The sequence below is a fragment of the Phyllobacterium sp. TAF24 genome, from assembly GCF_052113785.1.
Classification (GTDB): domain Bacteria; phylum Pseudomonadota; class Alphaproteobacteria; order Rhizobiales; family Rhizobiaceae; genus Phyllobacterium.
Genome location: NZ_JBFRDN010000019.1, coordinates 52967 through 77680 on the forward strand (window position 1 = coordinate 52967; position 24714 = coordinate 77680).

At 53.3% G+C, this 24714-nt stretch carries 30 protein-coding genes; 13 read left to right on the top strand and 17 right to left on the bottom strand.

Features of this window, described 5'->3' with window-relative positions; all coding sequences use genetic code 11:
* The first annotated feature begins 24 nt into the window (after positions 1-24).
* The 3 genes from arfB (at position 25) to AB4Y96_RS16675 (ending at position 1718) form a co-directional block, all read left to right on the top strand.
* On the top strand, positions 25-462 hold the full coding sequence (arfB, locus tag AB4Y96_RS16665) for an alternative ribosome rescue aminoacyl-tRNA hydrolase ArfB (protein WP_091879337.1): 438 nt from the start codon (positions 25-27) through the stop codon (positions 460-462).
* A 109-nt stretch (positions 463-571) separates the two neighbouring features.
* Complete coding sequence (gene lysM, locus AB4Y96_RS16670) at positions 572-1030, top strand: peptidoglycan-binding protein LysM (protein ID WP_091879338.1); 459 nt, start codon at positions 572-574, stop codon at positions 1028-1030.
* Positions 1031-1103: 73 nt separating this feature from the next.
* Positions 1104-1718, top strand: a complete 615-nt coding sequence (locus AB4Y96_RS16675) for an alpha-ketoglutarate-dependent dioxygenase AlkB family protein (protein ID WP_441918539.1) — start codon at positions 1104-1106, stop codon at positions 1716-1718.
* Here AB4Y96_RS16675 and coaA read toward each other — a convergent pair.
* From coaA to hisB, 7 genes are read right to left on the bottom strand one after another with little or no spacing between them, the layout of a single operon-like run.
* The gene (gene coaA, locus AB4Y96_RS16680) at positions 1705-2661 is read right to left on the bottom strand and encodes a type I pantothenate kinase (RefSeq protein WP_091879341.1); all 957 of its coding nucleotides are present in this window, start codon (positions 2659-2661) and stop codon (positions 1705-1707) included. The two genes, AB4Y96_RS16675 and coaA, sit on opposite strands and share 14 nt — an antisense overlap.
* Positions 2662-2714: 53 nt before the next feature.
* The gene (locus AB4Y96_RS16685; protein ID WP_091879343.1) at positions 2715-3038 is read right to left on the bottom strand and encodes a phosphoribosyl-ATP diphosphatase; all 324 of its coding nucleotides are present in this window, start codon (positions 3036-3038) and stop codon (positions 2715-2717) included.
* A complete protein-coding gene (gene hisF / locus AB4Y96_RS16690) occupies positions 3035-3841 on the bottom strand; it encodes an imidazole glycerol phosphate synthase subunit HisF (RefSeq protein ID WP_441918540.1) in 807 nt (268 codons plus the stop codon). The genes AB4Y96_RS16685 and hisF overlap by 4 nt, the downstream gene beginning before the upstream one ends.
* Entirely contained in the window at positions 3838-4581 is a 744-nt protein-coding gene (hisA, locus tag AB4Y96_RS16695) for a 1-(5-phosphoribosyl)-5-[(5-phosphoribosylamino)methylideneamino]imidazole-4-carboxamide isomerase (protein WP_441918541.1), read from the bottom strand. The genes hisF and hisA overlap by 4 nt, the downstream gene beginning before the upstream one ends.
* On the bottom strand, positions 4578-5228 hold the full coding sequence (gene hisH / locus AB4Y96_RS16700; protein WP_091879347.1) for an imidazole glycerol phosphate synthase subunit HisH: 651 nt from the start codon (positions 5226-5228) through the stop codon (positions 4578-4580). Before hisH ends, hisA begins: the two co-directional genes overlap by 4 nt.
* A gap of 2 nt (positions 5229-5230) precedes the next feature.
* The gene (locus tag AB4Y96_RS16705) at positions 5231-5725 is read right to left on the bottom strand and encodes a DUF2628 domain-containing protein (RefSeq protein WP_441918542.1); all 495 of its coding nucleotides are present in this window, start codon (positions 5723-5725) and stop codon (positions 5231-5233) included.
* A gap of 18 nt (positions 5726-5743) precedes the next feature.
* Positions 5744-6352, bottom strand: coding sequence for an imidazoleglycerol-phosphate dehydratase HisB (gene hisB / locus AB4Y96_RS16710; protein ID WP_182509196.1), 609 nt, complete (start codon positions 6350-6352; stop codon positions 5744-5746).
* Between the two features lie 203 nt (positions 6353-6555).
* Here hisB and hslV point away from each other — a divergent pair, with 203 nt between their 5' ends.
* The 4 genes from hslV (at position 6556) to AB4Y96_RS16730 (ending at position 10031) form a co-directional block, all read left to right on the top strand.
* Positions 6556-7110 (top strand): ATP-dependent protease subunit HslV, encoded by a 555-nt coding sequence (hslV, locus tag AB4Y96_RS16715; protein ID WP_091879351.1) that lies wholly within the window; start codon positions 6556-6558, stop codon positions 7108-7110.
* Positions 7100-7582, top strand: coding sequence for a GNAT family N-acetyltransferase (locus tag AB4Y96_RS16720; protein WP_441918543.1), 483 nt, complete (start codon positions 7100-7102; stop codon positions 7580-7582). Before hslV ends, AB4Y96_RS16720 begins: the two co-directional genes overlap by 11 nt.
* The gene (gene hslU / locus AB4Y96_RS16725; protein ID WP_091880195.1) at positions 7582-8889 is read left to right on the top strand and encodes an ATP-dependent protease ATPase subunit HslU; all 1308 of its coding nucleotides are present in this window, start codon (positions 7582-7584) and stop codon (positions 8887-8889) included. The genes AB4Y96_RS16720 and hslU overlap by 1 nt, the downstream gene beginning before the upstream one ends.
* Positions 8890-9062: 173 nt before the next feature.
* A complete protein-coding gene (locus AB4Y96_RS16730; protein ID WP_441918544.1) occupies positions 9063-10031 on the top strand; it encodes a DUF1402 family protein in 969 nt (322 codons plus the stop codon).
* A 22-nt stretch (positions 10032-10053) separates the two neighbouring features.
* On the opposite strand, the gene AB4Y96_RS16735 is transcribed toward AB4Y96_RS16730, so the two are convergent.
* The 4 genes from AB4Y96_RS16735 to AB4Y96_RS16750 are packed head-to-tail and all read right to left on the bottom strand — an operon-like array spanning position 10054 to position 12802.
* Positions 10054-10425 (bottom strand): helix-turn-helix domain-containing protein, encoded by a 372-nt coding sequence (locus tag AB4Y96_RS16735; RefSeq protein WP_441918545.1) that lies wholly within the window; start codon positions 10423-10425, stop codon positions 10054-10056.
* Positions 10422-10979, bottom strand: a complete 558-nt coding sequence (locus AB4Y96_RS16740) for a Smr/MutS family protein (RefSeq protein WP_441918546.1) — start codon at positions 10977-10979, stop codon at positions 10422-10424. The genes AB4Y96_RS16735 and AB4Y96_RS16740 overlap by 4 nt, the downstream gene beginning before the upstream one ends.
* Positions 10976-12076, bottom strand: a complete 1101-nt coding sequence (mltA, locus tag AB4Y96_RS16745) for a murein transglycosylase A (protein ID WP_441918547.1) — start codon at positions 12074-12076, stop codon at positions 10976-10978. Before mltA ends, AB4Y96_RS16740 begins: the two co-directional genes overlap by 4 nt.
* A gap of 24 nt (positions 12077-12100) precedes the next feature.
* Positions 12101-12802: a Tim44/TimA family putative adaptor protein gene (locus AB4Y96_RS16750; protein ID WP_091880196.1), complete on the bottom strand. Its 702-nt coding sequence runs from the start codon at positions 12800-12802 to the stop codon at positions 12101-12103.
* Between the two features lie 191 nt (positions 12803-12993).
* Here AB4Y96_RS16750 and AB4Y96_RS16755 point away from each other — a divergent pair, with 191 nt between their 5' ends.
* Together AB4Y96_RS16755 and secB are read left to right on the top strand one after the other, a co-directional pair.
* A complete protein-coding gene (locus AB4Y96_RS16755; protein ID WP_441918548.1) occupies positions 12994-13479 on the top strand; it encodes an FxsA family protein in 486 nt (161 codons plus the stop codon).
* Positions 13480-13595: 116 nt separating this feature from the next.
* The gene (gene secB / locus AB4Y96_RS16760) at positions 13596-14102 is read left to right on the top strand and encodes a protein-export chaperone SecB (protein WP_091879362.1); all 507 of its coding nucleotides are present in this window, start codon (positions 13596-13598) and stop codon (positions 14100-14102) included.
* A gap of 54 nt (positions 14103-14156) precedes the next feature.
* Here the strand turns inward: secB and dnaQ are convergent, their stop codons facing one another.
* The 5 genes from dnaQ to AB4Y96_RS16785 all read right to left on the bottom strand — a co-directional run bounded on the left by dnaQ (position 14157) and on the right by AB4Y96_RS16785 (position 17815).
* On the bottom strand, positions 14157-14864 hold the full coding sequence (dnaQ, locus tag AB4Y96_RS16765; RefSeq protein WP_091880198.1) for a DNA polymerase III subunit epsilon: 708 nt from the start codon (positions 14862-14864) through the stop codon (positions 14157-14159).
* Positions 14865-14945: 81 nt separating this feature from the next.
* Positions 14946-15530: a dephospho-CoA kinase gene (coaE, locus tag AB4Y96_RS16770; protein WP_091879363.1), complete on the bottom strand. Its 585-nt coding sequence runs from the start codon at positions 15528-15530 to the stop codon at positions 14946-14948.
* Positions 15527-16378, bottom strand: a complete 852-nt coding sequence (locus AB4Y96_RS16775; RefSeq protein ID WP_441918549.1) for a shikimate dehydrogenase — start codon at positions 16376-16378, stop codon at positions 15527-15529. The genes coaE and AB4Y96_RS16775 overlap by 4 nt, the downstream gene beginning before the upstream one ends.
* On the bottom strand, positions 16371-16964 hold the full coding sequence (locus tag AB4Y96_RS16780) for a Maf-like protein (RefSeq protein ID WP_441918550.1): 594 nt from the start codon (positions 16962-16964) through the stop codon (positions 16371-16373). The genes AB4Y96_RS16775 and AB4Y96_RS16780 overlap by 8 nt, the downstream gene beginning before the upstream one ends.
* 29 nt (positions 16965-16993) lie before the next feature.
* Complete coding sequence (locus AB4Y96_RS16785; protein WP_091880199.1) at positions 16994-17815, bottom strand: pyruvate, water dikinase regulatory protein; 822 nt, start codon at positions 17813-17815, stop codon at positions 16994-16996.
* 413 nt (positions 17816-18228) lie between these two features.
* Between AB4Y96_RS16785 and hemE the strand changes: the two genes are divergently transcribed.
* The 3 genes from hemE (at position 18229) to rho (ending at position 21277) form a co-directional block, all read left to right on the top strand.
* On the top strand, positions 18229-19254 hold the full coding sequence (gene hemE, locus AB4Y96_RS16790; protein ID WP_441918551.1) for a uroporphyrinogen decarboxylase: 1026 nt from the start codon (positions 18229-18231) through the stop codon (positions 19252-19254).
* A gap of 20 nt (positions 19255-19274) precedes the next feature.
* Positions 19275-19814, top strand: a complete 540-nt coding sequence (hemJ, locus tag AB4Y96_RS16795) for a protoporphyrinogen oxidase HemJ (RefSeq protein ID WP_441918552.1) — start codon at positions 19275-19277, stop codon at positions 19812-19814.
* Positions 19815-20011: 197 nt separating this feature from the next.
* Positions 20012-21277, top strand: a complete 1266-nt coding sequence (rho, locus tag AB4Y96_RS16800) for a transcription termination factor Rho (RefSeq protein ID WP_091879370.1) — start codon at positions 20012-20014, stop codon at positions 21275-21277.
* Here the strand turns inward: rho and AB4Y96_RS16805 are convergent.
* Positions 21274-23292 (bottom strand): thioredoxin domain-containing protein, encoded by a 2019-nt coding sequence (locus tag AB4Y96_RS16805; RefSeq protein ID WP_441918553.1) that lies wholly within the window; start codon positions 23290-23292, stop codon positions 21274-21276. The two genes, rho and AB4Y96_RS16805, sit on opposite strands and share 4 nt — an antisense overlap.
* Before the next feature lie 73 nt (positions 23293-23365).
* On the opposite strand from AB4Y96_RS16805, the gene mnmE reads away from it, so the two are divergent.
* Entirely contained in the window at positions 23366-24700 is a 1335-nt protein-coding gene (gene mnmE / locus AB4Y96_RS16810; RefSeq protein WP_441918554.1) for a tRNA uridine-5-carboxymethylaminomethyl(34) synthesis GTPase MnmE, read from the top strand.
* Positions 24701-24714: the final 14 nt, after the last annotated feature.

Consider the following 24714-nt stretch of genomic DNA (forward strand, 5'->3'; position numbering starts at 1 on the left):
AAAAGATTAGGTTACCAATCCCGCATGGAAGAGAACCGCAACCAGATCAAAATCACCAACCGGATCTACGTCCATGAGGATGATCTGGAGGAGAGTTTCATTCGCTCCGCCGGCCCGGGCGGACAGAACGTCAACAAGGTTTCCACAGCCGTGCAATTGCGATTTTTCGCAGCACGGGCTGGACTGCCCGACGAAGTGCTGGCACGGCTTTTGAAACTTGCGGGTCAACGGGGCACCAAGGATGGTGACGTGCTCATCGAAGCCAGCCGGTTTCGCACGCAGGAGCGCAATCGCGAGGATGCACGCGAACGCATGATCGCCCTGATTGCCAAGGCAGCAGAACCACCGCCGCCGCCACGCAAGAAAACCAGACCGACAAAAGGGTCTATCGAGCGCCGCCTTAAAGTAAAAGCGGGTCGTTCTGACGTGAAAAAGATGCGCGGACGGGTCAAAGGAGATTAGTGTCGGGAACAGAACGTGACTGAACGTTGTTATTCTTTGCTTTTCAAGCTCGACGGGTAATGTAACAACCCTAATCGTCGGTTTGAACAATCAACAAGGAGAGCCAGACATGGGACTATTCGATTTTGTTAAATCAGTCGGCAAGAAAGTCGGTATCGGTGGTGACGAGCCTCAGGCAGACGATCTGAAAAAAGAGCTCGATTCGCACAACCTCGGTACTGATAAGGTCGACGTTGTGGTCGAAGGCGACAAGGCTATCCTCAAGGGCAGCGTCACCAATCAGGAAATTCTGGAAAAGGCCATTATTGCTGTCGGCAATTCACTCGGCGTTTCCAAAGTCGATACTGGCGGGCTCGCAGTCGATAACACCACCACCGGTTCTGTAGCCAAAGACCCGGTTTTCTACACCGTCAAAAAAGGCGACAATTTGTGGAAGATCGCTGAAGCGGTCTATGGCAAAGGCAAGGGCGTGAAGAACACGGCAATCTTCGAAGCCAACAAGCCGATGCTGACCAGCCCGGACAAGATCTATCCCGGACAGGTCCTGCGCATTCCGTCGATCGACTGATCGCGCTGACTCATACAAGGACCCGGCCTTCTTTGACGTCCGGGTCTTTGTTTCTCATTCATCAGGTCACGCCATGCTACTGCTTGCGCCCGGCATCCGATATTTCCCCGATTATCTTGATTTGAACGAGCAATCCGCTCTGGTTGAAGAGATCAGGACCATCGTTGCCCAAGCACCACTCTATATCCCTGCCATGCCAAAAACCGGCAAGGAAATGAGCGTGCGCATGACCAATTGCGGTTCACTTGGCTGGGTAACGGATAAGGAACGCGGCTACCGCTATCAGGCCATTCATCCGGTCACGCAAAAGCCATGGCCAGATATCCCGCAGCGCCTGCTCACCCTTTGGAACAAGGTCGGAGATTTCGCACTTCCTCCGGAAGCCTGCCTCGTCAATTTTTATGCTGAAACCGCGAAGATGGGCTTGCATCAGGATCGCGACGAACAGAACCTTGTTGCTCCTGTCGTTTCCATATCCCTGGGTGATACCTGCCTTTTCCGCTTTGGCGGCGTGGAACGCAATGACAGGACTCAGTCCATCAAGCTTAAGAGTGGCGATGTGATTGTACTGGGCGGTGAAGGCCGCCTTGCGTTTCACGGCGTCGACCGCATCTATCCCGGCACATCGACCCTTCTGAAAAATACCGGCCGCATCAACCTGACGCTGCGGCGGGTTACAGCTTCCTGAGCGCAACTTCCTCAATGAGATGATTGCCGCCCTTGCGCAAGATGAGGTCCGCACGCGGACGCGTCGGCAGGATATTATCCTTCAGGTTCTTCAGATTGATACTGTTCCAAAGATTCTCGGCGATCGCGAGGGCAGAATCGTCCGATATGGTCGAGTAACGATGGAAGAAGGAGCTGGGGTCCTTAAAGGCGGTTTCCCGCAGCCGCATGAAACGGTGGATGTACCACTTGTGAATCTGCTCTTCATCCGCATCGATATAAATCGAAAAATCAAAGAAGTCGGAAACGAATGGCACCATTTTTCCATCTTCCGGCAGATCACGAACCTGCAGCACATTGATGCCTTCAAAAATCAGAATGTCAGGCGCATCGACGGTCTGGTACATCCCCGGCAGCACATCATAGGTCAAATGCGAATAGAGCGGCGCATTGACATTGCGCTGACCAGCCTTGATCTGCGACAGGAAACGCAGGAGCATGCCGACATCATAGCTTTCCGGGAAACCCTTGCGCTCCATCAGGCCTTTCGAACGCAAGACATCGTTCGGATAAAGAAAGCCATCTGTTGTGACCAGATCGACCTTGGGGCTTGAGGGCCAGCGGGCAAGCAATTCCTTCAGAATACGGGCAGTTGTCGACTTGCCAACGGCAACGGAACCGGCAATGCCAATGATAAAAGGCGTCTTGAAGGCGTCACCCGTGTTGAGAAACTGGCGGCGCTGGTAAAATAGCAGCTGGCTGGCTTCGACATGGGCGGACAAAAGCCGTGACAATGACAGGTAAATCCGGTTGACCTCATCAAGGTCGATGGGATCGCCGAGCGAGCGCAGGCGCTTGACCTCATCATAGGTCAGCGTCATCGGCGTGTCGGCACGAAACTCCGCCCAACGCTCGGCACTAAAAAACCGGTAGGGCGAAAATTCGCTGGGTGCCAGTTGATCCATGACGTCCCCATCCCTTTGTCGTTCTAGCGCCTGTGATTTAAACATGGCTTTGGTCAACCATGCTCACGGGCGGCTTTTTCTTCAAGCCCGGTTTGCGCCGTACGTCGTTCCAGTTCTTTGAGGACGTCATCAAGTTTGACTCCGGAAAGTCCAAGAACAACAAGTAGATGATAGAGCAAATCTGCGCTTTCGGAAACAACGCCTTGCGCATCTCCAGACACGGCTGCAATAACAGTTTCAACGGCCTCTTCGCCAAGCTTCTGGCTGGCTTTGCCGATACCCTTGGCATAGAGGCTGGCCGTATAGGATTTGGCATCCGAAGAAGCAGCCCGTTCGGCTACGATCCGCTCAAGATCGGCAAGAGTGAATGCTGTCATCGTGCAACTCCGGTGGATGGGCGGATGGGATCAAGCCGCATGGGAATACCCGCGGCTGCCATATGGGCTTTCGCCTCGCTGATCGTATAGGTGCCAAAATGAAATATGGATGCGGCAAGCACCGCCGTGGCATGGCCTTCGCGGATACCCTCGACCATATGATCGAGATTACCAACACCGCCGGAAGCGATAACCGGCACACGTACCGCATCGGCAATGGCCCGCGTTACCGGAATGTCGTAACCGATCTTTGAACCATCACGATCCATTGACGTCAGAAGAATTTCGCCGGCGCCAAGATCAACCACCTTGCGGGCAAATTCAATTGCATCAATGCCGGTTGCCTGCCGCCCGCCATGGGTGAATATTTCCCAGCGATCGATTTCACCTGCTTTTGACACTTTCTTGGCGTCAATCGCAACGACAATGCATTGATTGCCGAATTTATCAGCCGCCTCGGCGATAAACTCCGGGTTTTTCACCGCTGCTGTGTTGATCGAAACCTTGTCGGCACCGGCGAGCAACAGCTTGCGGATATCAGCAACTGTCCGAACCCCGCCACCAACGGTCAGCGGCATGAAACACTGTTCGGCGGTGCGGGCCACCACATCGAATATGGTTTCGCGATTGTCTGATGAAGCGGTGATATCGAGAAAGCACAGCTCGTCTGCACCCGCAGCATCATAGGCCTTGGCCGCTTCAACGGGATCACCAGCGTCGACAAGATCGACAAAGTTGACGCCTTTGACGACACGGCCATCTTTCACGTCGAGACAGGGAATAACGCGGGCTTTCAGGGTCATGCGGCGCGCTCCCGCGCTTCACGCAACACTTGCAGTGCCTCATGCGGATCAATACGCCCATCATAAAGCGCACGGCCTGAAATCGCGCCCTCAAGCTTGCGTGCATCAGGCATGGTCATGCGAACGACGTCAGCGAGGGAAGCAAGACCTCCCGATGCAATCACTGGTATGGAAACCGCTTCCGCCAGTTGCAGCGTCGATTCCCAATTGATTCCAGCCAGAATGCCGTCGCGATCAATATCGGTATAAATGATCGCTGCTACACCAGCGCCTTCGAACTTCTTTGCCAGTTCAACGACCTCTAATGTTGACGCTTCCGCCCATCCTTCGACGGCTACCTTGCCGCCCTTGGCGTCGATACCGACAGCAATCTTGCCGGGAAACCTTTTACAGGCCTCGATAACCAGCCCCGGATCACGCACAGCCACCGTGCCGAGAATGACGCGCGACAAGCCTTTGGCCAGCCAATTTTCGATATGGTCAAGTGTGCGAATGCCGCCACCAAGCTGAACCGGGTTTTTTGTTGCCTTCAGAATGGATTCTACCGCCGCACCATTGACGGACTGGCCAACGAAAGCGCCGTTGAGATCAACCACATGCAACCACTCAAACCCTTGATCTTCAAAGGATTTTGCCTGATCTGCCGGGTCTTCGTTATAGACCGTTACCTGATCCATATCACCCAGCTTCAGCCGCACGCACTGACCGTCTTTCAGATCGATCGCGGGGAATAAAATCATGGCTGCCACCTCAGGAAATTGGCGATAAGGGCAAGACCCAGAGCCTGGCTCTTTTCCGGGTGAAACTGCGTGCCCACCATATTGTCATTGGCTACGGCTGCCGTAACCGGTCCACCATAGTCGGTTACCGCCAGCACATCATTCTCGATTTCAGCATCCAGAAAATAGGAATGCACAAAATAGGCATGCAAGCCGTCCGGGCCCGTTTTTATGCCATCGAACAGCGGATGCGGTCTGTTGAGGCGAAGGGTATTCCAGCCGATCTGAGGAATCTTCAGATTGGGGTCCGATGGTACCATTTCGCGGACATCGCCCTTGATCCAGTCGAAACCAGTGGAGATTGTCTTTTCCAATCCGCGGGATGACATGAGCTGCATGCCAACACAAATTCCCAAAAATGGCCGGGCTTTTTCGATAGCCACTTCGTGGATCGCTTCAGGCATGCCTGGCACCGCATGCAAGCCACGCCGGCAATCCGCATAGGCGCCGACGCCCGGCAAAACAATGCGGTCTGCGGTGCGCACGCGCTCGGCATCATCGGTCAGGTCGATGGTGGCATTGATACCGCTTTCCCGCGCAGCCCGTTCAAAAGCCTTGGTGGCCGAGCGCAGATTGCCCGATCCGTAGTCAATAATGGCAACACGCATACTCAACGCTCTCCCCGATAGCCGACAAGGCCGAGCATGCCGCCCGCAATCGGTTTGCTGTCAGCAGACATCGCTAAAGGAGCGTCATGGTTCAGGTCGGGCAAAACAGGTGCTGGAGTTGAAACAAAATTACCACCATAGAAATAGGCTGTCTCTGCATCGGCGGCACTGCGCGCATCGACAATTGCAGCCTGATCGAAGCCGCGGCGCTCAAGTGCCTTGATGCGCCAATTGCAAGCTTCGAACGCCACCAGTAGCGAGAGTAGTGCAGCAACGATTTCTGCCAGAACCGCATGATCCGTATAGGTGCCAACAACAGAAATAGCCGCAATAGCTGCAAAAACCAGTGCTGCCTCAAACCACAGTCGATTGAAGAGCAGCCAAGGCACCGGCAGGAAGAAGGCGAGTATGGCAAAACCATCCCTGACAAAAACGGTCTTGTCATCTTGCCGCTGATTATTCAGTAGCGGTGGCACCAAAACAATGTAACTGGCCATATACCCTAGCCCTTCTTCTCAGCCGTTCAGCGTACCCTTGGTCGAAGGGATAACACCCTTCTGGCGCGGGTCCGTCTCGATAGCCGTGCGCAACGTGCGCGCAACAGCCTTGAAACAAGTTTCGGCGATATGGTGGTTATTGGCACCATAGAGATTGGATACGTGCAGCGTGATACCCGCGTTCTGGGCAAGCGCCTGGAAGAACTCCCGCACCAGCTCCGTATCGAATGTACCGATCTTCGGCGCGGAAAACTCCACCTGCCACACCAGAAACGGGCGGCCCGAAACATCAAGCGCTGAACGGGTCAGTGTTTCGTCCATAGCAAGATCAAGCGACGCATAGCGGTTGATACCACGACGGTCGCCGAGCGCCTTGGCAATTGCTTGTCCAATGGCGATACCAGTGTCTTCGACCGTGTGGTGATCATCAATATGCAGATCACCCTTGGCCTTGATGTCCATATCGATCAGCGAATGGCGGGAGAGCTGTTCCAGCATATGATCGAAGAAACCCACACCGGTGGAAATATCGAACGCACCGGTCCCATCCAGATTCACCGAAACGGCAATGCTGGTTTCCTTGGTGGTCCGTTCTACTTTCGCAGTCCGTGTGCTGGCACTGGTCATCCCTGTTTCCCGCTATATGGGTTTCTCGAAACGGCACTAATCTTGGCCTTCTAGATCAGGATTGCCGAATCTCCAAATGCTTTGATGGCGCAGTCTCAACTCCGGATTTGCAATTCCGGAGCGGCATCATACATAAGTTGCACAGAAGGGGTTCGATCTGCTGCCATTTGGGGCATAGTCGGACCTGCTTGAAGGAGAATCGAATGCAAGAACACAACCCCTCCACCATGTATGGGACCACGATTGTTACCGTCCGCAAGGGTGGCAAAGTGGTCATTGCCGGCGACGGACAGGTCAGCCTTGGCAATACCGTCATGAAAGGCAATGCCCGCAAGGTGCGCCGGATTGGTAAAGGCAATGTCATTGCCGGATTTGCTGGCGCGACGGCTGACGCTTTTACCCTGCTTGAACGGCTTGAAAGCAAGCTTGAACAATATCCTGACCAGCTTATGCGCGCCTGCGTCGAACTCGCCAAGGACTGGCGCACTGATCGCTATCTGCGCCGCCTTGAGGCGATGATGCTGGTTGCAGACAAATCCGTCACCCTTGCATTGACCGGCAATGGCGATGTTCTGGAACCCGAACATGGCGTCATGGCCATCGGTTCTGGCGGCAATTTTGCCCTGGCTGCAGCCCTTGCGCTTGCTGACACGGACAAGAGTGCGGAGGAAATAGCCCGCAAGGCCATGGAGATCGCTGCGGATATCTGCATCTTTACCAATACGAGTGTAACGCTCGAGACGATCGATGCCGAGTGAACCAACCCACCGCTACCGCTTCATGCCGTTGGAGCCGGATGTCGCGCAATGGTGGGGTGCTGATCCCAAGGAAGAGTTCGACGCCATTGTGGCGCATATGGACAGTATTTCGGTTGAGCCATTCATCATTATGCTGGGTGAACGGCCAATTGGTTATATGCAGACCTATGATCCGCATCTGGAGGATGATCATCCCTATCAGGATCAGCCAACAGGTACACTTGGCCTCGACCAGTTCATTGGTGAACCGACACTGATCAACGATGGACATGGCTCGCGGCTGATCGATGAGTTTGTTTCCCTGCTCTTTGAAGAGGGCGTGCCCCGCGTGATCCTCGATCCTGATCCAGCCAATGCGCGCGCTATCAGAGCTTACACAAAGGCGGGTTTTATCCCTTTCGATACCCGCACAACCGTTTATGGCCCTGCCCTGATGATGGCACGGGATAATCCAGATGAAATGAGACCATGATGACAACATTTTCCCCTCGCGAAATCGTCTCTGAACTTGACCGTTTCATTATCGGTCAGAAGGACGCGAAGCGTGCCGTCGCTATTGCCCTGCGTAATCGCTGGCGCCGCCAGCAGCTCGAAGGCCAGATGCGCGAAGAAGTCATGCCAAAAAACATTCTGATGATCGGACCGACCGGCGTCGGCAAGACGGAAATTTCCCGCCGTCTCGCGCGGCTGGCGGGGGCGCCCTTCATCAAGGTGGAAGCCACCAAATTCACCGAAGTCGGCTATGTTGGCCGCGACGTCGAACAGATCATCCGTGATCTCGTTGAAGTTGCGATTGGTCTTGTCCGCGAGAAAAAGCGCGAAGACGTCAAGGCCAAGGCCCATATCAATGCGGAAGAACGTGTTCTCGATGCGCTGGTCGGCAAGACAGCCAGTCCGGCAACACGTGATTCATTTCGCAAGAAATTGCGTGACGGCTTGATCGACGACAAGGAAATCGAAGTAGAGATCGCCGACTCGGGCTCTGGCATGCCGAATTTCGAGCTTCCGGGTATGCCGGGCGCCAATATCGGTGTGCTCAATCTCAGTGATATGCTGGGTAAAGCCATGGGTGGACGCACCAAGACCGTCAAGACAACGGTCAAGGAGTCCTATGGTGTTCTAATCAATGACGAGTCGGACAAGTTGCTCGATCAGGATCAGATCACGCAGGAAGCACTACGCTCGGCAGAAAATGACGGCATCGTGTTTCTAGATGAGATCGACAAGATCGCTGCTCGCGATGGCGGCATGGGTGCTGGTGTTTCACGCGAAGGCGTGCAGCGCGATCTCTTGCCCCTGGTCGAAGGCACAACCGTTGCAACAAAATATGGCCCGATCAAAACCGACCATATTCTGTTCATCGCGTCGGGTGCTTTTCACGTATCAAAGCCATCCGACCTTCTGCCGGAGTTGCAGGGCCGTCTGCCTATCCGCGTGGAACTGAGCGCCCTGACGCGCGATGATATGCGCCGCATTCTCACCGAGCCGGAAGCAAGTTTGCTCAAGCAGTACATTGCGCTGATGGCGACGGAAGAGGTGAAACTCGAAATCACCGACGATGCAATTGATGCATTGGCCGACATTGCTGTTGATTTGAATTCAACCGTCGAGAATATCGGCGCGCGCCGCCTGCAAACGGTGATGGAACGCGTGCTTGACGATATCTCGTTCAATGCCCCCGATAAGGCCGGTGCGGAATTTACAATCGATGCCAAGTACGTCCGTGAAACAGTCGGCGATCTTGCGAAGAACACCGACCTATCCCGGTTCATTCTTTGACCCTGTGACAGATAAGCACCGTTCTAAGCTTATTACCGATGCCCCCTCGACTTATGAGGGGGCATTTTTTATTTTCGCGCAACTTTGGCCGGAACCTGTTACGGGGAGCGGTGTTTATCCATCTCCCGGGCGCGTGTCCGTTCCTATGACTTGATCGAAAATCTGGACTGACAATGAAACGCCATCTGATCCTTTTCGCGACCACCTGCCTTCTTTCACTGTCCGTAGCACTGCAGCCCGCCGCAGCTGTAACGGTTGTGCCCGAAGGCAATCGCAATGCGACCCAGCCAAGTATTCCTCTCGCCTCAATCAAACGCACGGGTGATTTGAATACGACGCATGAAGCGAAGTATCAGAAAATCTACAATCTCCTGAAATCGGACCCGAAGCTGCGTTCGAAAATCTCGAGCGTTGCCAAAACCTATGGCGTTGATCCGGTTCATATTGTCGGAGCCCTCGTCGGCGAACACACCTATAATGTTGACGCCTATGACCGGCTTCAGACTTATTATGTAAAAGCCATTTCCTATGTAAAACAAGGAATTAGCTTTGACTATCAGGGTGAGAACATCAGCGATTTCATCAAGCGCCCGCAGTTTTCTGAGTGCGCGCAATATAAGGACAGCCTTCGCCTGTGGACATGCCGTGAAAACGTCTGGGAATCGGACTTCCGTGGCAAGACAGTGGGTGGTAAGCGTTTTACCGATAACCGGTTCGCTGCCGTGTTCTTCCAGCCATTCTACGCCGGACAGACCTTTGGCCTTGGCCAGCTCAGCCCTCTCACAGCCTTGCAAATGACCGATATGGTCAATCGCTACTCTGGTCTGCCGAAACTTGATGCCGACCATGCGGCAGATGTCTACAAGACCATTATGGATCCGGATTTTACGCTTCCCTATATGGCGGCGACCATCAAGGAATCCATTGACGTCTACAAGCGGGTTGCGGATTTCGACATTTCAAAAAACCCCGGCATCACGGCAACGCTCTACAATACGGGTGGAGCTGATGCGCGCGCACGGGCGCTTGCCAATGCCAATGCAAGCCGAGTGGCGGCTGGCCAACCGGCTCAAATGCCTGAGGAAAATTATTATGGCTGGCTCGTCAACAGCAAGCTGGATCAGTTGAAAGCTCTGTTCTAGGCCTTTCCGAGTAAGAACGGCTCTAGCGGCGGCGCTTGTCGGTGGATTTTTTCACCTGGTCGATCAGAGACTGAACGGCGCTGGTATCGAGATCGCGTATATGCGCGGCGATCAGATTGGTCAGTTCTGTTGCTGCGGATGACAAGCCGCCCGTATCAATCGTAATACGCGGATGCGAGATCATTGCGAGGCGTTGCAGTTCCTCGGCCTCGTCCCAGATGATATTGAAGTATTGAATAATTCGCTGCAGTTTGTCCCAAGTTGGCTGACCGCGCCTTCCATGTTCCAGCGCCGAGAGATAGGCAGCTGAAACACCAATGGCTTTGGCCATGTCTTTCTGCGAGACGCCACGCTGATCCCTAAGCTGACGTAGTTTCTCACCAAACGGCGTCATGGAGCCTCCGGTATCCGGCGCATACGCACATAAATGGCACCTGTGCCGCCATGATTGCGGGCCGCATCTTCATAGCCATTGACGAGTATGCGGAACGGCGGCGTGGTAAACCACAGGGGCACAGCCTGACGCAAAACCCCATCACTTCCTAAAGACGATCCCTTGCCGGTGATAACAAGCACATGCCGCAGTTCGCGCTGATGCGCGCGGCGAAGAAAGCCAAGAAGCAACCCATAGGCCTCGCTTTGTGTCAGACCGTGCAGATCAATCCGGCCTTCAATGACCACGCGGCCGCGCGAAATCTTCTTATGAGTCGGCCGATCGATTGGATGCAGGCGATGGGTGGGGGCTACCGGTTTTGCAGGAGCCGGCGTTGGCATCGCCTTTGATTTGATCTTTTCAGGCGCCGATGGGTTGAGCGCGGCTTGATCCTGCATCTCGTCAAGCAGGAATTCCATCTTGTCCTTGCCCTTCAAAGGACGGGCGGATTTCGCGACCTTCTCCCAGAGGATACGATCTTCAACATTGGCAAATTCGTCTTTGGATCGTCTCATATCTGGCCCGCCAATAGTGATCGGGGTACGAGCGCGTAAAAATCGGCCTCATGGCGGATTCCACCAGCAATTTCACCCGCCGCATCGCCGGAACCGGCAAAAAGATCACCACGTGCTGGACCTACAATAGCCGAGCCGGTGTCCTGCGCGATCATCAAACGGGCAAAACCTTTGCCGCCAAAAGCGTTCAACGTAGGGGCGGAGATGTAGAACGGGGTGCCAAATGTATGCAGAAGCCGGTCAACCGCCAGGGATCGACCTCCTGTCAATGGCACTTTGGCCGCTGCAATGGGACCAAGCGTAACGTCATCGACAGCTGCTTCACGAAAGAAAATATAGGATCTGTTATTCCACAGGAGGTTCTGAGCCTGATCGGGGTTCTCGGCAAGCCATTGGCGAATGGCCTGCATCGACATTTTTTCCAGTGGAATTTCGCCGCGGTCCAGAAGAATTTTACCGACGCCCGTGAAACGGTGACCTGTTTTTGCGGCATAGGTGATGCGGCGCAAACGTCCATCAGTCATTTTCAGTCGGGCTGCGCCCTGAACGTGAATGAAAAAGGCGTCCACCGCACTTTCAACGAAGGCTATTTCCAGATTCTGGTCCTTGATCGCACCGGTTTCGATGGCGGCACGGTCGAAATATTCGACAAGTCCTGTCGCAGTCTGCCGGGCGAAAGCAAAGTAAGGATCAAAATTCTCAGGTCGATTATTGTCATCAACATCGACAAGATCGGAGGGGCGGCTAAGAAATGGAACGGAGAAACGTTCTGTCCGAACAGGCGAGGCAATCACTTCTGGCTCGTAGAACCCGGTGACAAAACCCTGCTTCATTTCCGGGGTTTCAACGCGGGCCGGATGGAACCATTTTTCGAAAAACTGCCGCGCCTGCTCGTCATTTTCGATCAATGTTTCACGTGAATCAGTAAAAATTGGAGCCAAGGCTTCGAAAGAGATCCCGAGAGAACCGCTTTTATAGGGTTTCTCCAGGACTCTTGCCGCGGAACGCGCAAAGGCTTGAAACGCTTCAAGCTGGTTGTCGTCCCCCCAACCGGGGCACTCGGTGAATGCCACCGGTTTGAAGAAAGGGGAAAGCATTGTCTTGTGCTCGCGACAGGAGAATCAATCTTCGGCTTCGGTCGCGACAAGCTTCCAGTTCGGATCTTTCGAACGCGTGTCGCGCGAATAGGTCCAGACATCCTTGACTTCAGCAACCGCTTCCTTGTCGCCGTCGATAACGGTGCCATCCTTATCAAGCGTTGCCGAAATCAACTCACTGACAACACGCACAGTTACATGTGCTTCTGTTCCCTTCATCTCGGCACCGGTAATTTCAGCTTTGTTGATACCGACGAATGAGGATTGCACTTTCTCGCCGCGCGATTCGCGATCAGTAATGGCCGAAACGAAGCCATCAAACACTTCGCGGGACAGAAGTGATTTCAATGTCTTGCGATCACCATCGGCAAAGGACATGACAATCATCTCGTAGGCCATCTTCGAGCCTTCGAGAAACTTGACCGGATCGAATGCCGGATCAGCATTCTGGATAGCCCGCAGACCATCATTGAGCGGCGTACCCGGTTTGGCCAGCGTATCGACTTTCTCGAACTGGTTTTCCTTAGGCTCGCCACGACGCGGCAAAGACACGACATTATCGCCAGGCTTGGTCTTGTCATCGACCTCGGCCGTGCGCGAAGACGTGTACGGATTGAATGGTGGACGCTCGCTACCCGTGCGACGACCAAGGACCTTGCGCAGCTGCAAAAAGATCACCACTGCTGCTACGAAGAAGAAAATCGTTCCGAAGTCCAGATATTCCATGTCGCCTGCCATTCATCCCTAAATTCGTTGGCCATTGGTTTTGCGGCCATCACGGTTTTGTCGAATTACCAAAAACATATAGATTGCTGAAGGCAATCATACAAATGCTCATGTTCAGTCCCTATATATAGGCATGAAATCGACGCCGGGTATGGATTATAACCGGATAAGTCATTTGAAAGGTAAATTAGTTGCGATCCTCTTTTGTGCCCCTGTTGCTCCTAGCGCTTCCATTTCTGGAAATTGCCGGTTTCATTGTGGTTGGCAGCAAGATCGGTGTCCTGGCGACGCTCGGTCTGATCATACTGTCGATCTTCCTCGGTGTTTTTCTGCTGCGCCTGCAAGGCTTTGGCATTTTGCAAAAAATTCGATCTGAAACGGCAGCCGGACGAACACCGAGCCGGGAGTTGGTGCATGGTGTGATGCTGTTCTTCGCGGCATTTCTGCTGATCGTTCCGGGTTTCATTACGGACATTATCGGTCTGCTGCTGTTCATCCCCGCTGTCCGCGATATTGGCTGGCGTTTTGTCCAAAGCCGCGTGGTTGTTGTCAATTCGGGAACTGCTGATTACTCGCGCACAAGGCCCACTCGCAACGCGGACCGTGTCATTGAGCTTGATCCCGAAGACTATTCCAGAAAATCTGATCCTAACTCTCCTTGGAAACCGAAAGAATAGGCCTAGTACCATAGGATGAGCGCTCGCGGCTTGCCTCGCTGGAACACTCATGCTAGCCAGCCATCATTCATTCGATAACCGCCAACGCGGACGCAACGAGAGAAGGTTTCCAGACAATGGCTCAAAAGCCTGATGAAAAGGCCGAAAACGGCAATGAAGCGACCAATGGCAATGGGAGCGTCCAGCAGCAGACACTGAACATCCTTGCGCAGTATGTGAAGGATCTTTCCTTCGAAAGCCCCGGCGCGCCTTTGTCGCTGCGTCCGCGTGACAAGGCTCCTGGCATCAGCATCAATGTGAATGTCAACGCTAATCCGATTGCTGAGAACGATTTCGATGTTGTTCTGACCCTTACGGCGCGTGCCGGCGAAGGCAAGGAAGTTCTGTTTAATGCAGAACTCGTCTATGGCGGTGTTTTCCGTCTGGAAGGTTTCCCGCAGGAACATCTCCTGCCGCTGCTTTTCATTGAATGCCCACGCCTACTCTTCCCGTTTGCGCGTCAGATCATTGCGGAAGCAACCCGCAATGGCGGCTTCCCGCCACTGATGATCGACCCGATCGATTTTGCGCAGATGTTCCAGCAGCGTATGGCTGAAGAACAAGCCAAGTCGATGGTCAGTTAAATCATTGATCCGTAAATAGCAAAAACCCGGGTCTGGCCCGGGTTTTTTGTTGTTCTAAAGAGCGGCTATACGTTCGTTCCAGATGGCTTTTTCGCCAATCTTCTCGACCAGTTTTTCATGGGCCTGCTTTTCAGCATCCGTCAGGCGTGATGCAAGCGGCGCAGCGCGGCGGGCAATAATAACCACTGTTTCGGTATTTGCCGATTGCTTGTTGTCCGACTGTTCGGCGACAGTCAGCCCCAAAGCCGCCTGCTTCCCACCAATCAGTTCGATATAAACTTCCGCGAGCAATTGCGAATCGAGCAATGCGCCATGCATTGTGCGGTGGCTATTATCAATTCCGTATCGACGGCACAGCGCATCCAGCGAGTTTGGACCCATTGGATGTTTGCGGCGCGCAAGCGCAAGCGTGTCGATAACCCGGTCATTGCTGATAGCAGGCTGACCGAGCCGCCCGAGCTCAGCATTGATAAAACCCATATCGAATGTGGCGTTGTGGGCGATCAGCTTTGCCCCGTCGATGAATTCAAGAAACCTGTCGACAACACCTGCGAAAACAGGTTCGTCCTTCAGACGGTCATTGCTGATGCCATGAACCGCAAGAGCATCTGGATGGACCTGTTTACCCTCAGGGTTGATGAAAACGTGGAATGTATTGCCGGTGGGGAAACGATTGACCAGCTCGACACCGCCAATTTCGATCACGCGATCGTCCAGCCGGTCGAGGCCCGTTGTTTCCGTATCGAATATGATTTCGCGCATGGAATCATCCTTTTGTCCAAATTTCACGAATCGGACAGGATACGCAAGATGAGGAGCAACGGTTTCCCCGCCTTCCCTTGATCAAGACTCCGTAAGAACGCGAATAATATCGTTGATTTCGGCCCGCGTGGCGTCAAATGACTGATCTGTATTGACGACAAAATCGGCGCGGCTGCGTTTTTCCGCGTCGGGCGTCTGGCGCTTAAGGATCGCTTCCAGTTTTTCGGGTGTCATATCGGACCGCGCCAGAACCCGCTTTTTCTGCACGTCAGCCGGTGCGCTGACAACCAGTATCTTGTCCACCCGCTCGTCGCCGCCCGTTTCAAACAACAGTGGAATATCGATCACGACCAGTTTGGCTCCCTGCGATTCGGCCGTCTTGCGAAAGGCGTTCTCTTCCGATCGAACCAGCGGATGAATGATGGATTCCAGCTTCTTTAGAGCCTCAGGATTGCCAATGACGGCTTTTGACAGTTCGGCGCGATCCACGACACCATTCTCAGTTACTCCGGGAAAGGCCGCTTCAATCAATGGCGCAGCGACACCGGAATAGAGCTTATGAACCGTTTCATCGGCGGAATAGACTGGAATGCCCGCGTCCATAAACATCTGGGCGGCAGTTGATTTGCCCATACCGATCGAGCCTGTGAGGCCAAGTACGATCATTTTGCTTTCTCCGCCGCCGAATCCATATCGGCCAGCACAAGGTTTCGCAGTTCCGGCGTCACTTCGGGCCGCCTGCCGAACCAATGTTCAAAACCGGGCACTGCCTGATGCAGCAGCATACCAAGTCCGTCGACAGTTTTAAGACCGCGCGAGCGTGCTGCTTGCAAAAGCGGTGTTTCCAGCGGCACATAGACAATATCGGTTACCAGCGCATCCGAATCAGCTCCGGACAGATCAATATCGAGTTCATCCTTGCCCTGCATGCCGAGCGATGTGGTGTTTACAATGAGAGCCGCGCCCTGCAGCAATTCAGGAATCGCATTCCAACCATGCGCACCTCCGGCGATCCCAAATCGGTCGGCCAATTCCCTAGCCCGCTCCACAGTCCGGTTGACGATCCGAATATCGGTGAAGCCACGCTGTTTCAAAGCAAAGACAACAGCCCTGCTTGCACCGCCCGCCCCCAGCACCAGCGCACTCTTGCGTTCGCTCCAGTCAGGGCTGCCTGCATCGAGATTTGCCACAAATCCGTAAGCATCCGTGTTTCCACCATGAAGCAGGCCATTTTCAAACCAGAGTGTATTAACAGCTCCAATTTCCTCAGCCGCGGCATCACGTTTTTCGCACAGGGAAAAGGCCACTTCCTTATGGGGAATTGTAACATTTCCACCGACAAACCCATTGTCCCGCAAACCATTCATGAACTGCGGGAAGGCTTCAGGAGCAACTTCCACCGCCTGATATGACCCTTTCAGCCCGAACTGCTCCAGCCAAAATCCATGAATGAGCGGCGAGCGTGAATGACGGATTGGAAAACCCGTTACGAATGCGCGAGGATTATCAGCCATCGATGGCTCCTTCCCGGCGCAATTCAGCCAGCAATGGCAGCAGCGGAAGACCGACAATGGTGAAATAGTCGCCATCGACCTTTTCGAAAAGCTGCACGCCTTCACCTTCATATTGATAGGCGCCGACACTTTGCAGGGCGATTGGTCCGACGCGCGACAGGTGGCGACCGATGAAAGCGGCATCGAGATCCCGCAATGTCATGCGCGCCACTGATACGTGCCGCCATAGGGTCTGTCCGCCTTTGGCCAGAACAACCGCGCTATTCAGATGATGCGTCTGGCCCGAAAACTTGAGCAATTGTCGGCGCGCAGCATCCATATCCTCAGGTTTGTGCAGAACTTCATCGCCCAGTGACAATGTTTGGTCCGAGCCGATAACCAGTGCATCCGGGTTGCGCTCGCTTACATCGAGGGCCTTTGCTTCGGCCAAAACCAGCGCTACATCTTCGGGGGTTGCGCCGGTTTTATAAAGTGGCGCTTCCACAGCCCGCTCATCGATATTGGCCGACTCTGCAATGAAGGAAACGCCAGCATTCTTCAGTAACGTTGCCCGGAAAGGGCTTTTGGACGCGAGGATGATCTGCATTTGTCTTCTTCTGTGTTGCTAAAATCTGGTTATCGCCCTTGCGAACGCAGGGCAAGAACGGCCGCGGCGGTTTCTTCAATAGACCGGCGCGATACGTCAATCATAGGCCAATTGTAGCGGTGGCAGATCTGCCGGGCATAGGAGAGCTCTTCTATAATATTGGCCCGGTCGAGATAATGATCCGTGTCGAAACCCGGCGTTGCTCCGAGAACGCGGTGCTGGCGCACCTGCGATATCCGTTCTGCCGACGCGATCAGTCCGACGATCAGCGGTCTTTCCGCATTGATAATGACATCTGCAATGGGCACGCCGGGTACGATTGGAACATTGGCTGTTTTGACGCCTCGATTGGCAAGATAAATGCTGGTCGGCGTCTTTGATGTCCGCGAAATTCCAATCAGGATGACATCGGCTTCTTCTATATCCAGTGGCAGCTGACCATCATCATGTTCCATGGTGAAATTCAGTGCATCAATTCGCCTGAAATATTCAGCATTGAGGACGTGCTGCGCACCAACACGCCGTCCAGCTGGAGCACCGAGATAGGACTGGAAAATACTGAGAACCGGTTCAAGCACCGAAACACAGGGTACACCGATGGTTGCACAACTTTCGTCGATCATTGCCGCCAGCCGCTTATCGACAATCGTATAAAGGACAATTCCCGGCTCAGCATCGATCCCGTCGAGCACCTTTTTGATCTGCTTTTCCGTACGAATAAGCGGATAGACATGTTCAATGGCGCGCGCATGTACATATTGCGCCGCTGCCGCCCGCCCGGCCGCCAAGAGAGTCTCTCCGGTCGCATCAGAAATCATATGAAGATGGAAGTAGTTTACTGGCTTTGTCACAGAAAACTCCACTCCCTGTTGATGACTGGGGAGAAATCTCCCGGTTTTGAACAAGCAATGGCAGCCATGTGAATTATTGGCAAGTCATCCACAGCGAGCCCACTTGTGGATGACTCTTCCCAAGCGTGTTGCGATCTGGGGATTGTTGCGACTCTTCGTCCATTATTCCGTGTTTTCCCACACCAATATCCACAGGTGTATGCGCCATAACTCGTTGATAAATAATGTTATTCTTCTTTATTTCCGCTTTCTCAGAATTTTGCTTTATGGTTTTCCCAGTTTGGCTTCGATGTTGTTGCCTGTGGGAAAATGCTGGCAATCTGGTAATTCCCGATACAAACAGACTCTAAGAATCAGAAAATCAGAAAATATCAAATTTTCTTTTTTGTAGGACAAAGCTGGAGAGAGACGGAATGGTTCGCAAAGTGATGAAAGTCCTTAGAGGCGAGACAGTCTTTCCGCCTCCTATCTGGATGATGCGCCAAGCGGGTCGCTATCTTCCCGAATACAGGGAAGTGCGAAAGAACGCCGGAACCTTTCTTGATCTTTGTTATTCACCGGATCTGGCCGTTGAAGTGACACTCCAGCCAATTCGCCGTTTTGGCTTTGATGCAGCTATCCTGTTTTCGGATATTCTTGTGGTACCGCATGCACTCGGGCGCGATCTTCGCTTTGAAGAAGGCAAAGGCCCATTGATGACTCCGATTGATGCGGAAGGTATCTTCTGGCTCGAACCCAATGGTGCCGTAGAACGGCTGGAGCCTGTCTACGAGACGGTGCGGCTCCTCCGGCAGCAACTGCCTCAGGAAACCACATTGCTTGGCTTCTGTGGGGCTCCCTGGACCGTAGCGACCTATATGATAGCGGGGCACGGTACGCCGGATCAGGCGCCGGCCCGATTGTTCGCCTATAGAAATCCTGAAGCCTTCCAGAAATTGCTGGATGAACTGGCAGATGTTTCGGCTGAGTATCTGATCAGGCAGATTGATGCCGGTGCTGATGCTGTGCAGATTTTCGATTCCTGGTCTGGCGTTCTGGACGAAACCTGCTTTGAACAATTCTGTATCGCTCCGGTGGCCCGAATCGTCAAAAAAGTACGCGCTTCTCATCCTGACGTTCCAATTATAGGTTTTCCGAAGGGGGCCGGGGCACTCTATGTGAATTATCGTGAACGAACCGGTGTTACAGCTCTTGGTTTGGACTGGACCGTACCGCTTTCACTGGCATCATCGCTTCAAGGCAACGGCGCTATTCAGGGTAATCTTGATCCTTTGCGCRTGGTTGCGGGTGGCCGGGCTCTGGATGAGGGTGTCGATGCAATTCTGGATGGGCTGGGTCACGGACCCCTCATCTTTAACCTGGGCCATGGCATCACGCCGGATGCGCCGGTGTCCCATGTGGAACAAATGGTTGCCCGCGTGCGGCAAGCCAAGTCCTAGGAAGCAATGAAGGATCGATTATGAGTAATAACCAGATACCGGCGCAAGGTTCGAAGAAAACGGCGCCAATGGCTATGGCAATTGGTGTTATTCTCGCCCTCATCATTGTTACTCTGGTTTATCTATATCCCGATGAGGCCTATCTCTGGGTCAAGGCGTTGCATGTGATTGCCGTTATTTCATGGATGGCGGGAATGCTCTATCTGCCACGCTTGTTCGTTTATCACTGCGCTGCGGAAAAAGGTTCGATCCAGTCGGAAACCTTCAAGGTGATGGAGCGTCGCCTGCTCAAAGCAATTATAACGCCGGCAATGATGGTAACCTGGGCGGCTGGACTTTGGCTTGCCTGGAAAACTACTGCCTATATGGATGGCTGGTTCCATGTTAAATTTCTGGCCGTTCTGATTTTATCTGGCCTTCACGGCTATTTTTCCAAAGCTGTACGGATGTTTGCCGAAGATAAAAACGAAAAACCTGCTCGTTTTTGGCGCATGATGAACGAAGTGCCGACGCTCCTGATGATCATTATTGTCATCATGGTCATCATAAAGCCATTTTGACTCATCATTTTATTTTCTGCCTGATATCAATACTACTCATGAAACCTCTTGCCCTTGCAGTCATGATTGGCTAGATAAGGGCTCCTCTCTGGAAATACCGCCATAGCGATCTTCAGCCATTCATACATGGCACTGCATTCCGGCATCGTCATTTCCCTTCCCCATTTCAAACCTATAGAATTAAGAGTTCCGCACACATGCAGGAAATGAAACTACAAGAACTCAAGAACAAGACGCCAGTAGACCTTCTGGCGTTTGCTGAAACACTGGAAGTTGAAAACGCCAGTGTCATGCGCAAACAGGAATTGATGTTTGCAATCTTGAAAAAACTGGCTTCCCAGGATGTCGAGATTATCGGCGAAGGTGTGGTCGAGATATTGCAGGATGGCTTCGGCTTTATGCGTTCTGCCAATGCAAATTATCTCCCAGGCCCTGATGACATCTATATTTCACCGTCGCAAATCCGGCGGTTTTCACTGAAAACCGGCGATACGGTTGAAGGTCCGATTCGTGGACCCAAGGAAGGCGAACGTTATTTTGCTCTTCTCAAGGTCAACACGATCAACTTCGAAGACCCGGAAAAGATTCGCCACAAGATCCATTTTGACAATCTGACGCCGCTCTATCCAAATGAGCGCTTCAAGATGGAACTGGAAAACCCGACTACCAAAGATCTGTCGGCTCGTGTCATTGATCTGGTGGCACCACTTGGTAAAGGCCAGCGCGGTCTGATCGTCGCTCCGCCCCGTACCGGTAAGACTGTTCTTCTTCAGAACATTGCTCATTCAATCACCGCAAACCATCCGGAATGCTATCTGATCGTTCTTCTTATTGATGAACGTCCGGAAGAAGTGACGGATATGCAGCGCTCGGTGAAGGGTGAAGTTGTCTCTTCTACGTTCGATGAACCGGCATCCCGTCACGTTCAAGTGGCAGAAATGGTCATCGAAAAGGCAAAGCGCCTTGTTGAGCATGGCCGTGACGTCGTTATTCTTCTCGATTCCATTACCCGCCTTGGCCGCGCCTACAACACCGTCGTGCCATCATCCGGCAAGGTACTGACCGGTGGTGTGGATGCCAACGCATTGCAGCGCCCGAAACGTTTCTTTGGTGCTGCGCGTAATATCGAAGAAGGTGGATCGCTCACCATTATTGCGACGGCTTTGATTGATACCGGCAGCCGCATGGATGAAGTTATCTTTGAAGAATTCAAGGGTACAGGCAACTCGGAAATCGTGCTCGACCGCAAGGTTGCTGACAAGCGCATCTTCCCGTCAATGGATATTCTCAAATCCGGTACACGTAAGGAAGACCTGCTGGTACCGCGTCAGGATCTGCAGAAGATCTTTGTTCTGCGCCGTATCCTCGCTCCGATGGGTACAACAGATGCAATCGAGTTCCTTATCGACAAGCTCAAGCAGACCAAGACGAATGGCGAGTTCTTCGATTCAATGAATACCTAATGCTCTGACGGTTTCGGCTTAAGCAGCTCTGCGAGCGCCTCCGCCGTTTCCACAGGAGCCAGACAAACAAGCCCGCGGCACAGATAGGCCGCGGGTTTTTTTATGGTGAATTCACCGGCGCCGGGCACGAGCTCAATTTTTGTATTCTCTTCGAACTTTATCCATATGTCGGTTCGCCGCGGATCTGGGTGGCTATTCGCAATACGGATAAGTGGATGCTCTTTATCGGTGGTGACAAGGACAAGCTTCATCGGTTCAAGCAACAGGCTGGCGCTGTTGAGAACGCCGGCCTGGCCATAGCGCTGTTCAAGAACGCGGCCAATAGCATTCTCTGCAAGTTTCTCAGCTCTCTGTTGTAGCGCATAGTCCGCAGTGGTTGTTGCCAGACGGATAATTGCTTCGAGGATCTGTCCCGTAGCGCTGGGTATTGCCTCGTCTTGGTCGCCACGCACGCGGATGATAACGTCAGTGCTGTCGGCGGCACTGAGGGCGTAATTTCCTTCAGCGGTCATGTGCCAGCGATCAAGGGCTTCGAGCCAGCGGCTTGCGTCGCTGAGAAACGTTTTGTCCTGCGTGGCCTCATACAGAGAGACTGCCGCGTTAATCATAGCTGCGTAATCCGATGAAAGACCGGGAAAAAGTTGCGATTGGCCGAGAACGGAATGTGGCAAGCGTCCGTCGACCATCGATTCGGATATGGAACGATAAGAGTTGATAGCCAATTCGAGCCAATCCGCGCGCTCAAAAACACGCGATGCTTCCGCCAGCGCGCGAATCATGAGCCCATTCCAATCAGTCAATGATTTGTCATCGCGATTGGGATGGATGCGTTTTTCACGTTGAGCAAAGAGGATTTGCCGGACCTTCAATAGATCTGTCTCAGTATCGGTGTTGAAGGCATCCGGAGATTTAAGGCGGTTCAGAATTGTCTTGCCTTCCCAATTTCCTTCAGGCGTGACGTCATAGGTTGTTCTGAACGCTTGAAACTCCGTAGCGTCTGAAATTTCGCTCGCGGACCAAACGTAGAAACGTCCCTCCTCCCCTTCGCTATCCGCGTCAAGGCTTGAGGCAAAACGCGCACCATTTGCCAGCATTTCCCGCCTCAACCAATCAATGGTCTCTTCGATTCGTATGCGGAACAATTCATCTTTGGTTTCCGCATAGGCATAAGTCGCATGACGAATGAATTGCGCATTATCGTAAAGCATCTTCTCAAAATGCGGGACAAGCCAGTCATCATCGACGGAATATCGCGACAGCCCGCCGCCGAGATGATCATAGATCCCACCTTGGAGCATCATTCGCAGGCTTTTGAGGAATGCGTCGCGGTGCTGAATATTGCCGCTCCGAAGCCAGGAAAGCCAAAGTGTGTCCATAAAAGGAGCATTGGGAAATTTAGGCGCGCCGGTAAGACCACCCTTTTTCATGTCAATCATGCCCGCTATATTGACGGCGAATTGATCAAAGAGCTGCCTGTCGAGCGGGATGGCCGTCGCTTTTGCATCAAGGCGCGCGCTGACATGATCCGTAAGCGCATCGACATTCTGGACAACGCGGGCACGGTCTTCGCGCCATACCCGGTCAATGGATTGCAGCACATCTATGAAACCCGGCCGACCATAGCGCGAGTTCTTGGGAAAATAGGTTCCCCCCCAGAAGGGTTTTGCATCCTGGGTGAGAAACATTGTAAGCGGCCAGCCGCCTTGTTCTCCCATAGCTCCAAGCGCTGCCATATATATCTGGTCAATATCCGGCCGCTCTTCCCGGTCAACTTTGATGTTGACGTAGTGGGCGTTCATGAGATCAGCCACTTGCTGGTCTTCGAAACACTCGTGCGCCATGACGTGACACCAGTGGCAGGCGGCATAGCCCACGGAAAGCAGTATGGGTTTGCCTGTTTCCCGTGCTTCCTGCAATGCAAGCTTCCCCCAAGGTCGCCAGTGAACGGGATTATGGGCGTGTTGTCGCAAATAGGGACTGGATTCCTGTCCGAGCAAATTGGCTTGCTGATACATTGGAGACTGTGCTCTTTCCGAATGGTGCCGTGAGGTCTATCAAGGCTGCGAGTGTAGACGCGGATAGCAACAAATGAAACAGAACGAGAATTTTCCTGAAACCATCTTCGCCCTGTCGAGCGGGCGTTTGCCGTCGGGCGTGGCGGTGCTGCGTATTTCCGGCTCCCAAACTCGATTCGTTATCGAAACAATTTGCGGTCGACTTCCAGAACCACGCCGTGCCGAGCTGCGGTCGTTCAAGGATAGAGAAGGAAATCTCGTTGATCGGGGACTCGTAGTGTTCTTCCCCAATCCGAACAGTTTTACCGGCGAAGATTGTGGTGAATTTCATCTGCACGGCGGGCGCGCCGTCGTGGATTCCATGATTTCACTTCTCTACACATTCGAGAACTGCCGGCTTGCCGAGGCGGGCGAATTCACGCGGCGCGCTTTTGCCAATGCAAAATTCGATCTGACCGTAGCGGAAGGCCTCGCAGATTTGATAGCGGCGGAAACCGATGGGCAACGTCGCCTCGCCCTGCAGATTGCGTCCGGGTCACAGGTTCAACTCTACTCTTCCTGGCGCACGGAAATGATCCGCGCACGCGCTCTGATTGAAGCGGAGCTGGATTTTGCCGATGAATCCGATGTGCCCGGCTCGGTCTCCGATCAGGTCTGGCTATCCATGCGGGATTTGGCAGAGAGGATTGAAAAGCACGTTGCGGACGGCAAGCGCGGTGCAATCATCCGTGATGGTTTTCGGGTCGTCATCATTGGCGCTCCGAATGCAGGTAAATCCAGTCTGTTGAATGCACTGGCCGGGAGTGATGTTGCTATTGTTTCGGATGAACCTGGCACAACGCGGGACCTCATTGAGATCAAGCTTGATCTGGGCGGCCTTCCTGTACTCATTACAGATACAGCGGGCCTACGGGAAACAGAAGGCAAGGTGGAGAAAATCGGCATTGATCGGGCGCTTGAACGCGCCTCGTCTGCAGATTTGGTTCTGGCACTTATCGATATATCTCACCCCCTACCCGTTCCCTTGGAGCAGCTTGCAGGCAATGACATCTTGCGGGTCGGCACGAAAACAGATCTACGCCATCAAACAACGTCAGATGATTTTGATCTAACATTGTCGACTCAATCCAATACTGGTTTGGCTGAACTCCTTGATACCCTGAAAACCAAAGCCGAGGCGGCCGCGGGCAATCTCTCAGATCCCCTGCCAACACGTCGGCGTCATATGGAACTGCTGACTGAGACCAGCCGTGAGATCAATCAGGCGGTGGTGGATGAGGATGCTCCGCTGGAGGTACGGGCGGAGTATCTACGCCGGGCTTCCCACGCACTGGGACGGATTACCGGCGACGTGGATGTTGAAGATATTCTGGATGTGGTATTCTCCCAGTTCTGTATCGGGAAATGATTCACGTGAAACAA

Bases quoted from the DNA above. Each gene is read 5' to 3' on its own strand.
- coaE (WP_091879363.1), bottom strand. From the start codon at position 15,530: ATGATCGTACTTGGCCTCACAGGCTCGATCGGTATGGGCAAATCAACT.
- AB4Y96_RS16750 (WP_091880196.1), bottom strand. From the start codon at position 12,802: ATGGAATATCTGGACTTCGGAACGATTTTCTTCTTCGTAGCAGCAGTG.
- AB4Y96_RS16775 (WP_441918549.1), bottom strand. From the start codon at position 16,378: ATGGCTGATAATCCTCGCGCATTCGTAACGGGTTTTCCAATCCGTCAT.
- rho (WP_091879370.1), top strand. From the start codon at position 20,012: ATGCAGGAAATGAAACTACAAGAACTCAAGAACAAGACGCCAGTAGAC.
- AB4Y96_RS16805 (WP_441918553.1), bottom strand. From the start codon at position 23,292: ATGTATCAGCAAGCCAATTTGCTCGGACAGGAATCCAGTCCCTATTTG.
- hslV (WP_091879351.1), top strand. From the start codon at position 6,556: ATGCAAGAACACAACCCCTCCACCATGTATGGGACCACGATTGTTACC.
- hslU (WP_091880195.1), top strand. From the start codon at position 7,582: ATGACAACATTTTCCCCTCGCGAAATCGTCTCTGAACTTGACCGTTTC.
- AB4Y96_RS16730 (WP_441918544.1), top strand. From the start codon at position 9,063: ATGAAACGCCATCTGATCCTTTTCGCGACCACCTGCCTTCTTTCACTG.
- hisF (WP_441918540.1), bottom strand. From the start codon at position 3,841: ATGACCCTGAAAGCCCGCGTTATTCCCTGTCTCGACGTGAAAGATGGC.
- mnmE (WP_441918554.1), top strand. From the start codon at position 23,366: ATGAAACAGAACGAGAATTTTCCTGAAACCATCTTCGCCCTGTCGAGC.
- AB4Y96_RS16740 (WP_441918546.1), bottom strand. From the start codon at position 10,979: ATGAGACGATCCAAAGACGAATTTGCCAATGTTGAAGATCGTATCCTC.
- AB4Y96_RS16685 (WP_091879343.1), bottom strand. From the start codon at position 3,038: ATGACAGCATTCACTCTTGCCGATCTTGAGCGGATCGTAGCCGAACGG.
- AB4Y96_RS16720 (WP_441918543.1), top strand. From the start codon at position 7,100: ATGCCGAGTGAACCAACCCACCGCTACCGCTTCATGCCGTTGGAGCCG.
- secB (WP_091879362.1), top strand. From the start codon at position 13,596: ATGGCTCAAAAGCCTGATGAAAAGGCCGAAAACGGCAATGAAGCGACC.
- hisB (WP_182509196.1), bottom strand. From the start codon at position 6,352: ATGACCAGTGCCAGCACACGGACTGCGAAAGTAGAACGGACCACCAAG.
- hisA (WP_441918541.1), bottom strand. From the start codon at position 4,581: ATGATTTTATTCCCCGCGATCGATCTGAAAGACGGTCAGTGCGTGCGG.
- hisH (WP_091879347.1), bottom strand. From the start codon at position 5,228: ATGCGTGTTGCCATTATTGACTACGGATCGGGCAATCTGCGCTCGGCC.
- arfB (WP_091879337.1), top strand. From the start codon at position 25: ATGGAAGAGAACCGCAACCAGATCAAAATCACCAACCGGATCTACGTC.
- AB4Y96_RS16675 (WP_441918539.1), top strand. From the start codon at position 1,104: ATGCTACTGCTTGCGCCCGGCATCCGATATTTCCCCGATTATCTTGAT.
- AB4Y96_RS16705 (WP_441918542.1), bottom strand. From the start codon at position 5,725: ATGGCCAGTTACATTGTTTTGGTGCCACCGCTACTGAATAATCAGCGG.
- AB4Y96_RS16735 (WP_441918545.1), bottom strand. From the start codon at position 10,425: ATGACGCCGTTTGGTGAGAAACTACGTCAGCTTAGGGATCAGCGTGGC.
- coaA (WP_091879341.1), bottom strand. From the start codon at position 2,661: ATGGATCAACTGGCACCCAGCGAATTTTCGCCCTACCGGTTTTTTAGT.
- dnaQ (WP_091880198.1), bottom strand. From the start codon at position 14,864: ATGCGCGAAATCATATTCGATACGGAAACAACGGGCCTCGACCGGCTG.
- mltA (WP_441918547.1), bottom strand. From the start codon at position 12,076: ATGCTTTCCCCTTTCTTCAAACCGGTGGCATTCACCGAGTGCCCCGGT.
- hemJ (WP_441918552.1), top strand. From the start codon at position 19,275: ATGAGTAATAACCAGATACCGGCGCAAGGTTCGAAGAAAACGGCGCCA.
- lysM (WP_091879338.1), top strand. From the start codon at position 572: ATGGGACTATTCGATTTTGTTAAATCAGTCGGCAAGAAAGTCGGTATC.
- AB4Y96_RS16780 (WP_441918550.1), bottom strand. From the start codon at position 16,964: ATGCAGATCATCCTCGCGTCCAAAAGCCCTTTCCGGGCAACGTTACTG.